Source organism: Spirosoma validum (assembly GCF_014699035.1).
Lineage (GTDB): Bacteria > Bacteroidota > Bacteroidia > Cytophagales > Spirosomataceae > Spirosoma > Spirosoma validum.
In genome coordinates this window covers 886,065-897,356 of record NZ_JACXAA010000002.1, presented here as the reverse complement: position 1 = coordinate 897,356, position 11,292 = coordinate 886,065, and the positions used below count along the sequence as shown (strand labels likewise).

The following is an 11,292-nucleotide window of genomic DNA, read 5'->3' as shown; positions in this document are numbered from 1 at the left end:
GTCTGTCAGTTATTCGAATTGACGAATTTCCTGACTGGGTTCGGCAGAGTTAATTGTACCCGTTGAGCAGCCCGCCACGGGATCAGGGCCGCCAGTAAAATAACTGCACCAATACCTGCCGTGATACTACCCCCCACATCGGCTAATACACTCAACCCGAATAACATCAGAGCGGTAAAAGCCAGCGAACCGGCAATAACCTGTAAGCCAAATCGATTTTGTTTGCGTACTTCCAGAAGCTCTTCAGTGGATTCGGCCTGCGCTTCTTCACGCTTCTGCTGGCGGGCGATCAGATACCGATAATACGCATCTGACCCCTCATTTTTCGATTGAGCTGCCTGTAGGCCCTGCCATAGTTCATAGCCTAACAGTAGTAATAAGGGTAGTCCTACACCAATGATGGTTTCAGCGCTCCGGGTCAATTTAAAATCCAGCAGTAGCGGAGATAATACCTTGAAAAATAGATTAACGGTCAGACTAACACCCGTAATCCAGAGCGTCGCACGACCGGTCAGACGTTTGGAAAATAAAGCCCAGAGTGCAGGAGCTAGTAACGGTCCACCGGAAATTGACGAAATACTGAGTACCACTTCAACAATACCACCCGCAGCCGGAACCAGCAGTGCAATGCCAATCATGCCTAAGCCAAATACCCAGGATGACCCACGCGCCACGCGAATCAGCTGCTTATCTGACGCTGCCGGATTGACAAGCCCTTTGTAGATATCATTCGTAAAAACCGCCGATACTACGTTCAACGCTGTATTAGCGCTGGCCGAGGTAGAGAAATACATGCCCGTCAGCATCAGGCCCAATAAGCCTGGCGGCAACACGAGTTTACAGATCATGAGATACGCATTTTCGGTATCCAGTCCGGTTAAGCCAGGGTTGATGACTTTGTAGATCATCGGCGGCATCATCCAGATGACCGGACTAATGAGGTACAGACCGGCAAACAAAAACGCTACGTTACGCGCCGATTTCGGACTGTCGACGCTGGTATAGCGCTGCACAAACGTCCAGTTACCACCGATGTAGCAAATGTGGTAGATGACAAACGCAGCCACGAACCCGAAAGTGTACTCGCCATTGAGGAGGTTGAAAAAATCGTCCGGTACGTGTTGCGTGAAACTGGTGAATCCGCCCACTTTCTCCAGCGATAACGGCAGCAAAATAAAGACCGCTGCCGACAGAACAACAAACTGCAAAATATCGGTGACCATGACCGCCCAAAGCCCACCCACGGCGGTGTAGGCAATCATGAAAATACCCAATCCAATCGTACAGGGGACTAAGGGTAGGTTCAGTGAAGAACTGACCAATCTGGCAACCGGATACAGCACCGAGCCTTTGATGAACAATGAAACCAGGGTAAAAATGAAAATGTACACTTTCTGAACGGTAGTCCCCAGACGGTCGCGGATAAACTCGGCAGCTGTTAAGGCACCGGTTTGTTTCCAGCGTGGAGCCAGATAAAGACCCGTTATCAGAGCGCCAATGCACATGGTCCACTGGATGGTAATGGCCACCCAGCCGTGCTTGTAGGCGATGCTACCCCAGGCTACGAACGTACCAGCTGAGAAAAAACTCATGAATAGCGATAAGCCACCAATGAACCAGGGTACGGCCTCACCGCCCGCAAAAAAGGATTTCAGATTCCGTCCCGTCCGGGCGAAGAGCAGGCCAATTCCCAGCACAAAAGCGGAAAAAATAACGATGACGGCGGTATCAATGGTCGTATTCAAGTCCTTACAGTCTATTCTTAGCTACTAGAGTCCTTTGTCATCAATCGTCATCACTTCGATGCCGAATCCAGGCAGTTGCTTTGAAAGGGGTTTCCCTTTTTTAGCGGTCACGGTAAAGTTGCTTGGCTGAGCTCGGTTATTCAATAAAATCACGAACAGCTTTCCTCCCTGTATCGCTTTGGCCAACAGATAGTCTACCGATGGATTGTCGAGCTGCACTACGTTTTCACTGATGACCAGCTTCGCTTTCTCTCCATTGACTGTTCCGGGCGCAAACCCATACGTTTGATGAGGGCCCACTTTCGGCGTTACGAAGCCGCGCGGAAAGACGACCTTCCCATTCGATCTTAATTCCGCTTCCGCCAACAGGTAATCGGTTAACCAGCCAATTTGCCACCAGGCATGGTGCGGATAAGGACCGGCGCCCCGATTCATGGCATTCCAATAATACGACGCTACGCTTGTTTTTGGATCAACAAAAGCATCCCGCCCGATAGCGCCCGCGCGGGCCATGTCGGCGAAGATAGGCTCTTTGGTCAGGCCGTACATACGAATGAACATACCCGCGTGACTGCACAACTGAATCGGGCCCCCACGATTGGCCGAACCGAAAATGCCGCCATGCTCAAAGCTCAAACCCGTCTGGCTGATTTCCCAATCTTCGCGCTGAATTCCGTTGACTGTCTTTACAATATGATTAGCAATCGGATGGGTATAAATGGACGTAGTGTAGATTTTGGCAGCTGTAATGGCTCCGGCCCGATAGCGCTCGTCTTTCGTCAGATCATATAAATCCAGCAGAGCCTGCGCCGACTGTCCCGTTGCAAAATCAGGCGCGTAACGAGCATCCCCACAGACCCCTAAGAAACTTCCCGTTTCGATAGCATTTTTCAGAAACCAATCCGCTCCTTTGCGGGCCGCACTTAAGTATTTGGGGTCTTTCAGCAGTCGATACGCTACAATCATCCCGTAGAACGTTGGCCGAACATCCTGAATGTCTTTAAAGATTTCCTTCTCGGAATGACGGTCATAGGCAACGGCCCAATGCCCATCTGGTTTTTGCCAGGTCAGGAGTCGCTCAGCGCCCAGGCGTAATCGTTCTTTTAATTCCGAATTGGTTGGCTCAAACAGGAGCATATTGCCAATGTCGAGCATGGTGTAATAGGTGAGAGCAATGGGTTCGACCACTTCTCCCCACTCTTCTACGAACTTTTTGGATTTGGCTAAATAATACTGCCCTTCAACTGCCCCTTCGAAAAAATTGCTGGCCGTTTCCTGTTGCGCCAGCTTGAAGTTCAGAGCGTAGGGTAATACGTTCTGGGTTAACAACGGATCGTTCGTTGCATTCGCCAACATCCACATCGCGCCATAATCGGAATTCTTCATGGCGTCTTTGTTCGAACCAACAACGCCCCCCAAATACGACTGTGCCCCGATTTTTTTGCCTTCAAACTCCTCAATATTCCACATCGACGTTTTGGGGTCGGTGAGGTAGTGATGCATTTTTTGAATCCGGTCCGTCAGCGATTGTTTGCTTTTCCGTAACGCCAGCGTTTCCTTAAATCGGTAGATGTCATACATGGCATGGTTCAGGGCTTTAAACCAATCCCCGTCAAGCAAACTATACCGAAAAGCATACGTAACGGTTTCGCCGGATTTCAGCGCCGATTTGGGTTCGCCCAGCACCGGATAATACAGCGTCGGGGAAAGCTGCGCTTTACGATTCATATGCGACAGACCGATGTTCCAGTTCGTTTGCGTGCTTTTTTCATTCGCCCACGGATCGCGGGCCAGTCCCGGTTCAGGAATGACCGAGACCGTAATACCATTTTTACCCGTCAGCATCGGGCACAACGTACTGGCGCACCGTTCGCGATAAACGGCGGGGATTGTCGGAATGCCATGCCCATAAGCATAAGCCAGCGCAAAATTTTTCTGAAACAGATTTCCCTGAAAATACCCCGGTACGGTGGCCCAGGCCAGATTTTGCTCGTTCAGCGTTGCCAGAGTTGGGCTAGCCAACGAAAAATAGCCGTCCTTCTTTGGCGTGATCGTCTGTTTAACAAGTATGTCTGAAGCAAATTTCGGATCGAACGTCCATTCCGTACTGACCGTTGCTACGTCGGTTTCCTGTCGAAACACAAGGCTGTTTTTACCCGCTTGCTTTCCTTCTTTCGGGAAAAAGAAAAAAGCCTGACCCGCTTTATTCAACGAAACCGGATTCGTACTCTCGGCCCACTGCGACTCCTGATAATGATATTTCGGACCCGGGAACTCTTCGCCCGTAATCGATTTGAACGTAGTATCCGGCTTTTCTGAAGGCTTCTCGGCAGCATAGAGCAACGTGTTTTCACCGGAAGGCACCGCTACGTTCACCCAGGCTTTCCCTCTACGCACGGCCACTTGTCCGATCACCCAGCCTTTGGGCGTATTTTTCCAGCTAACCTTCACCTGATCGTTGGCAAGCGACAGCATCTGGTCTGTTTGTGCATTTGCTCCCCAGGCAATCAGCCAGCCCAGTAGTAGAGCTATACTCTTTCGCATATAAGCCATTGCAAGCGTTTATAGGTTTTTAGTTTGTAATTGCGTTGAGCGTTTAGGTTGGTACCACGGGCTTCAGCCCGTATAGCGCCTGGCATCCGATACGGGCTGAAGCCCGTGGTACCAACCTAAACGCTCAGTGCTACAGATATTATTTCCAGTCCGGATTCTGTTCGAGTTTCAGGTTGGCATTCAGTTCATCCTGCGGAATCGGGAAATATTTGTTTTTGGCCGTTACGGTTCGCGTTGGATACACACTGTTAACCGCTTTTGGAATCACAGTGAGAAATTTACCCGTGCGGGTAAGGTCGTACCAGCGGTCGCCTTCGGCAAAGAATTCCCAGGCACGCTCCTGAAGTACGGCGTCAATGAACGCGTCTTTGCTCAGGCCAGTCTGTAAATCAGGCAGTCCAGCCCGTTTTCGAACGACGTTGACGTAGCCATAGGCCGTTGACGTAGCACCGTTTAGCCGGGCTTCGGCTTCGGCGGCAATCAGGTATATATCGGCCAGTCGCAAAATGGGGATGTTGGAAATCATACCAACCGTTGTGTTCGGGTCCTGATATTTCTTGATCAACACGCCATCAGTTGTAATAGGCGTAATGTTTCGTTGCGCGATAACCTTCCCGCTCCGATCAACGTAGGTCGTATCGAGTAACTGACGCCGTTTGTCGGCGGCACTAAATGATCGATAGAACGACATATAGGCAAACATTGACCCGAATGTAGTTCTTCCGTATTCAGCACCGGCGCTACCAGCCGGTCCACACAAGCCAACTAGCTGATGCGAACGACTCGGTGCAATTGGGTCCACTTCATACGCCCACAGGTTCTCAACCCGTGCAGCATCTTCCTGATCGTACTTATACACGTTACGTACATCGGGCATGAGCGAATATTTGCCGGACGTAATAACCGCTTGGGCTTTTTCAAGTGCTTTTGCCCAATCTTCGTTATACAGAGCCGCTTTAGCATACAACGCGTTTACCACCTCTTTCGACGGGCGGCCTTTGTCAACCGCCGGATACGATGGTAAGCCAGCTGCGAATGCCTGATCTAAATCGCTGTAAATCTGCTTATAAACGTCTGCTTTCGAGCTTTTACCAACCACCGCATCGGCTTCTGAATAGCTGGGAGTTGTTTTGATAGGCACGTCGCCAAAGTTTTTGGTCAACGCCCATTCGTAGAAGGCACGTAGAAAATACGCTTCTCCAAGGACCTGCTTCTTACGCGTTTCGTCCATATTGGCAGCAGGCACCTTAGCAATGATCCAGTTCGCTTTTTCAATGCCATCATACCCTGATGCCCAAATCTGCTGGGGCGATTCGTTGGTACGCGAATTACTTTTCTGAACCGTGTAATTGACATCATACGTAAAGAGTGTCAGCGTATTACGACCAACCACTCCGCGCGGATACGTCTGATCATCACTAAAATCAGGGACTAAGGTCATGGCCGGGCCACTGTACATATCGGCCAGTGGATCATAAGCCGCAATTAGCCCTTTTTCGGCATCAGCCGCCGTTTTGTAAAAGGCTTCGGTATAGATGGATGAATAAATGGTTTCGTCCAGTTTGCAGCCAGCCAGACAGAGGGCTACGAGTATAGGTATGAGAGTCTTTTTCATGTGCTCAATGATTGACTTGTTGAGTGATTGACTGATTGAATAGCGCTGCCGACGGCAGTCACTTATTCGCTCATTCTATCATTCATCATTACGTTATAGGGTAATTTGCAGACCGCCCAAGAATGACTTCGCTTGGGGATAAACCAGGTTATCAATACCAATCTGCGTGTTTGAACCGGCATAGGTGTTCACTTCCGGATCGAAACCACTGTAGCGAGTCAGGGTGAACAGGTTGTTGGCGCTGACGTACACCCGAAGGTTCTGGATGCCTTTTATACGAGGGAGAGTATAGCCCAGTGTTAGATTCTTACAACGCAGGTACGAGCCATCTTCCACAACATAGTTGCTCACAGGCATACGTCCGCCCTGCGCCGGAGCCGGAAACTCATTGTTCGGATTCGTTGCGGTCCAGCGATTGACCACCCCTTTCAGCATATTCCGTTGCCCCAGTGGCATAGTGAACGAAAGACGGCTGGCGTTATAAATGTCGTTACCCTGTGAACCCGATAAGAACGCACTGAAGTCGAAGTTCTTGAACGACAGGTTGGTTGAGAAACCGTAAATAAAATTCGGATTGGGATTACCGGTAATGATCTGGTCGGCCGCTGAAATGGTGCCATCGCCATTGATGTCTTTTACTTTCTGGCTACCTAACGTACCGCCATAACCGGGCAAAATAGTTTCACCTGTTTGGTTAATCCCGTCGAAAACATACGTTTTAAACAAACCGAGCGGACTTCCAACCTGCAGAATAGAGTAAGCGGTCACAAATCGTTCCTGCGTGGTGCCGCCGTCCAGATCCAGCAATTTATTCCGATTAAACGTAGTGTTGGCTGATACATTCCATTTCAACGCACCGTCCAGAATCCGCGCATTGAGAGCCAGTTCAAGCCCTTTGTTCTCGAGCGACGCAAAGTTGCCTGTGATGGTCCCGTAGCCCGAACTCAGCGGCAACGTTTTTACATAGAGCAGGTCTTTAGTCGTTTTTTTGTAAACATCGACAATAAAGCTGATCCTGTTGTTGAGCAAACCTATGTCTAAACCAACGTTGGTTTGGGCCGAACGCTCCCAACGTAGGTCAGGATTGGCAATGCCCGCTGGGTTGATACCAATCATATACGTGTGGTTAATATTATAGTCACTCCCTGGATTTGGGGCCGAAACCGTCGCCAGCGACTGATAGGGGTCGATACCGGCTGCATTTCCCGTAATACCGTAGCTGGCGCGTACTTTCAGATCGGAAAGCCAGCCAATTGATTTTATAAAGGGCTCTTCTATCATACGCCATCCCGCTGATACGGCTGGAAACACACCATATTTGTGGTTGGCTCCAAAGCGGCTAGACCCGTCGACACGGGCGGTCAGATCCACGAAATACCGATCCTTAAACCCGTAGTTTATACGCCCGAGATAGGAGTCCAGGCGTTGGGTAGTGCGGTTGCTGCTAACGGTTCGAGTCAAGGCTAATTGCAGCGCTTCATTCTGCGTAGCGTCGTTCGGGAAACCTGTCGCACTAATCTGATTTTGATTGTAGTTCTCTGATTGTGTGGCAAATACAGCCGTAGCCTTAAGCGAATGATCTTTCGAGAACGTAGTGTTATAGGTCAGAATACTTTCGTGTAATAAAGCCAGATTATTGGTATTGGTCTTCGATCCAGAACCCGAATTGTCGCTCAAATCGGACTTATTGACAATGGAACGGGGCGAATACGTATCGCGAAGCGTACCCAGCATATCCACGTTGAACGAAGCCCGATAGGTTAGCCCTTTCAACAGATTAATTTCACCGTAAACGTTCGCCAGTGTTCGTCGGATGGCGGTCTGGTTCAAAATAGCCGTGTAATTCAGTGGGTTGATTACCTCACGATATTGGCCATTGGCCTGCTCGCCAAATGGGAAAATAGTGCCGTCTTCACGGTAGGGTTGCAGAGTAGGTGGTGCGCCAACGGCTGCACCCAGAACCGTTGCGTTGACCACCGCAGCATCGCCTATGGTTTGTGAACCTGTCGTAACACCTGAATTAATGACGTAACTACCTAAAATACTGGTTCCAACCTTAACGCGGTCGCTGATTCGATGATCGACGTTCAGGCGAAATGAATACCGTTTGAAGTTCGAATTAATAATAATCCCGTCCTGGTTGAAGTAGTTGCCCGAAAGTGACAACTGCGTTTTTTCGGAACCTCCATTTATCGACAATTGATGGCTTTGAATTGGTGCTTGCCGGAAAATAATAGTCTGCCAGTTTGTTCCTTCGCCGAGCGACGCAGGGTTGGGATAGTAGCTGTTCTTAAAGGTTTCGTTTTCTACCTGAGCAAATTCAGCCGCATTGAGCAAATCCAGTTTTTTGTTGACGGTCTGTACCCCGTAATAACTGTCGAGCGTTACGCGGGTAGCGCCCGTTTTTCCCCGCTTGGTCGTTATCAATACCACACCGTTTGCTGCCCTTGAGCCATAAATAGCCGACGCCGACGCGTCTTTCAGAATCTCTACCGATTCAATGTCATTCGGGTTGATGGTCGATAGCGGGCTGACATTATTGATTTCACCGCTATTATTTGTTCCGTTCGAGATCTGAATCCCGTCAACGACATACAAAGGCTCTGAGTTACCGTTAATCGAGTTGGTCCCTCGAATCCTGACGCTGATACTGCCGCCCGGCGCCCCTGTATTCTGGTTAACCTGTACCCCCGATACGCGCGCCTGCAACCCCTGCGCTACGTTAGCCACAGGCGTCTGAATCAGCTCAGCCGATTTGACCGACGCAATAGCACCCGTCGTTTCGACTTTCCGCTGCGTGCCATAGCCCACCACAACAACCTCATTGAGGGAACGATCGTCGGCTTGCAACGTAATGTCGATCGTGCTTCGAGTCGCAATCGTTACGTCCTGCGATACATAGCCGATATACGAGAAGGTTAATGTAGTCGAACCCGAAGGTACTGTTAGCGTATACTGACCATTGGCGTTGGTAGTAGTACCCTGTTGAGTTCCCTTGACCACAACATTAACGCCGGGTAACCCAATTTTTGTGGTAGCATCGGTGATACGTCCTGTAATTGTTGGCGTACGTGACGATTGCGTCCAGCCGGTCAGAGCGACCAGTACCAGACACGTGATTCCGATCCCGGTTCGGAAGCGTAGAAGATGTTTCATTGGTTAAGCAGCTAACTGCCTGTTCGATTTAGGAATGATGAAATTAGAAAAGTACAAAAGATCCGTAAAACAAACTCACTAATCGTTAATAGCAGCTTTAAACAGTACGTACTCGATATCTACTTTATAATTGTTCAGAAATGCCTGCTTTCTAAACCTCTGATTGATATTACTAGTATATCGGCATTCTACAAAGATTTTCTTGTCTTTTTTTATTGGGAACATTCCCAATATTTTGGGAATGTTCCCAATAAAACCAGTAAAAGCAAAGACTCACCAGCTTATTACACTCAAAATCCAAAGCTAAAAATTAGATAAATCATATTCTTCACCTAAATAGAGAATGCATCAGACAACGATTATTGATATTGCCAAAGCGTTATGTATTTCTAAATCGACCGTATCGCGAGCATTAACAGGGCATCCAAACGTGAACGCAAAGACCCGTGACCGCATACTCGACATGGCCGCGCAAGTTGATTATCAGCGGAATCAGTTAGCCATTTCGTTACTGACAAATCGCACCAGTACAGTCGGGATTATGGTGCCGGAGTTTATCAGTTTTTTCTTTCCTAAGGTCATTATCGGCGCGCAGGAAGAACTCGCTCGCTCGGGCTATAACGTAGTGATTTGCCATTCGAACGAGTCCTATGAAACGGAAGTTGCAAATGCGAAAGCCCTGCTAGCTAGTCGCATAGATGGATTAATTGTTTCGCATACGAAAGAAACCCGCAATTTTGACCACTTCCGAAGTTTTCAGCGCAAAGGAATCCCAGTTGTGTTTTTCAATCGGGTCTGCGAAGACATGGACGTATCAAAAGTAACAGTCGATGATTACCATGGTGCCTTTCAGGCAGTCGAGCATTTGATTCAAACAGGCCGACGTCGAATAGCTCACCTTTCAGGACCTGATACACTGATGAATAGTCGAAGCCGACTCGCTGGCTATCACGATGCTCTGACGAAACATGGACTTCCCATCGCTCCTGAACTTATTATTTCGTACGACCTGAATCTGGACAAGGCCAATATTTATGTTAACCATTTACTTAATTTGCCGAATCCGCCCGATGCTCTGTTTACGATCAACGACCCAACCGCACTCGAAGCGCTAAGCGTTGCAAAGCGTCGGGGCCTCTGCGTTCCTGATGAATTAGCCATTGTCGGTTTTAGTGATGACCCCGTATCAGCCCTGATTGAACCGGGTTTAACCACAGTATCGCAGCCCGTTCATGAGCTTGGCCAGCAGGCCGCTCAGGTCTTGCTCAGGCAATTGTTAACGGAAGACAACACGTTCGTGGCCGAGCGAGTGGTCTTGCCCACTAAACTAATTATCCGCGGTTCAACCGTTCAGACATCCACGAACAGTTATTGATTGGTTTTTAGTTAAAACCCTCTTGATAAACCATGAAGTACAAACTGGTTATTTTCGATTTTGACGGCACCCTGGCCGATTCCTTTCCATACTTTCTAAGTACCATCAATATATTAGCAGAAACCTACAATTTTCCACGAATTGAACCCGAAAACGTTGATCAATTACGGGGTATGGACGCTCGCCAGCTGATGAAAAACGCTCAGTTGCCAGCCTGGAAAGTTCCGCTCATTGCAAATTCATTTATCCGCCTGATGAACAGAGATATTGATCAAATACAACTGTTTAAGGGGATTCCTGAATTACTGAAGCAGTTGTCAGATCACGGAGTCCAGTTAGCCATTGTCAGTTCGAATAGTGAGGAAAATATTCGTAGAGTACTTGGGTCTAAAAATGCATACCTCATTTCGCATTATGGATGTGGTACGTCGCTTTTTGGAAAGCAAAGCAAATTCAGGAAAGCCATAGCAAAAAGTGGTGTTACACCCGGTGAAGTCCTTTGCGTTGGCGACGAAATCCGGGACCTTGAAGCCGCGAAAGAAGCCTCAATTGCGTTTGGGGCCGTTTCCTGGGGATACACACGTGTCGATGCATTAGAAGCGTATCCAGGCGTTGAATTATTTTACCATGCCGACGATATCGTACGTGCCGTACTTGGCAAATAGTCTATGCAAGAACAGTAAACGACATACCCGAAGTGGTATAGATAGGAGTCACGTAGTTTGGCAACTGTCTTTATCAACTAATAATAAAGTTTATCTGGTGCGAATCCATTACGTAATACGTCTGCTTTTGGACTATCGCCATCCCGTACCTTACCAATAAATTATATTGCAGATCCAGGCACG

At 48.6% G+C, this 11,292-nt stretch carries 6 protein-coding genes; 2 read left to right on the top strand and 4 right to left on the bottom strand.

All coding sequences use genetic code 11. From position 1 onward, the window contains the following. Positions 1–5 precede the first annotated feature (5 nt). The 4 genes from IC230_RS08570 to IC230_RS08555 form a co-directional block, all read right to left on the bottom strand. Positions 6–1,745: a sodium:solute symporter family protein gene (locus IC230_RS08570; RefSeq protein WP_191038550.1), complete on the bottom strand. Its 1,740-nt coding sequence runs from the start codon at positions 1,743–1,745 to the stop codon at positions 6–8. A 24-nt stretch (positions 1,746–1,769) separates the two neighbouring features. Further along, positions 1,770–4,289 carry a glycerophosphoryl diester phosphodiesterase gene (locus tag IC230_RS08565; RefSeq protein ID WP_394355476.1) on the bottom strand — a complete coding sequence of 840 codons (2,520 nt, stop codon included), beginning with the start codon at positions 4,287–4,289 and terminating at the stop codon, positions 1,770–1,772. Positions 4,290–4,437: 148 nt separating this feature from the next. Beyond that, entirely contained in the window at positions 4,438–5,913 is a 1,476-nt protein-coding gene (locus tag IC230_RS08560; RefSeq protein ID WP_191038548.1) for a RagB/SusD family nutrient uptake outer membrane protein, read from the bottom strand. Positions 5,914–6,006: 93 nt separating this feature from the next. Continuing rightward, entirely contained in the window at positions 6,007–9,069 is a 3,063-nt protein-coding gene (locus tag IC230_RS08555) for a SusC/RagA family TonB-linked outer membrane protein (protein ID WP_191038547.1), read from the bottom strand. A gap of 343 nt (positions 9,070–9,412) precedes the next feature. Between IC230_RS08555 and IC230_RS08550 the strand changes: the two genes are divergently transcribed. Next, a complete protein-coding gene (locus IC230_RS08550; protein ID WP_191038546.1) occupies positions 9,413–10,444 on the top strand; it encodes a LacI family DNA-binding transcriptional regulator in 1,032 nt (343 codons plus the stop codon). 32 nt (positions 10,445–10,476) lie between these two features. Beyond that, complete coding sequence (locus IC230_RS08545; RefSeq protein ID WP_191038545.1) at positions 10,477–11,109, top strand: HAD-IA family hydrolase; 633 nt, start codon at positions 10,477–10,479, stop codon at positions 11,107–11,109. Positions 11,110–11,292: the final 183 nt, after the last annotated feature.

Coding starts and splice junctions, on each gene's coding strand:
- IC230_RS08560 (WP_191038548.1), bottom strand. CDS start 5,913: ATGAAAAAGACTCTCATACCTATACTCGTAGCCCTCTGTCTGGCTGGC.
- IC230_RS08555 (WP_191038547.1), bottom strand. CDS start 9,069: ATGAAACATCTTCTACGCTTCCGAACCGGGATCGGAATCACGTGTCTG.
- IC230_RS08545 (WP_191038545.1), top strand. CDS start 10,477: ATGAAGTACAAACTGGTTATTTTCGATTTTGACGGCACCCTGGCCGAT.
- IC230_RS08550 (WP_191038546.1), top strand. CDS start 9,413: ATGCATCAGACAACGATTATTGATATTGCCAAAGCGTTATGTATTTCT.
- IC230_RS08565 (WP_394355476.1), bottom strand. CDS start 4,289: ATGCGAAAGAGTATAGCTCTACTACTGGGCTGGCTGATTGCCTGGGGA.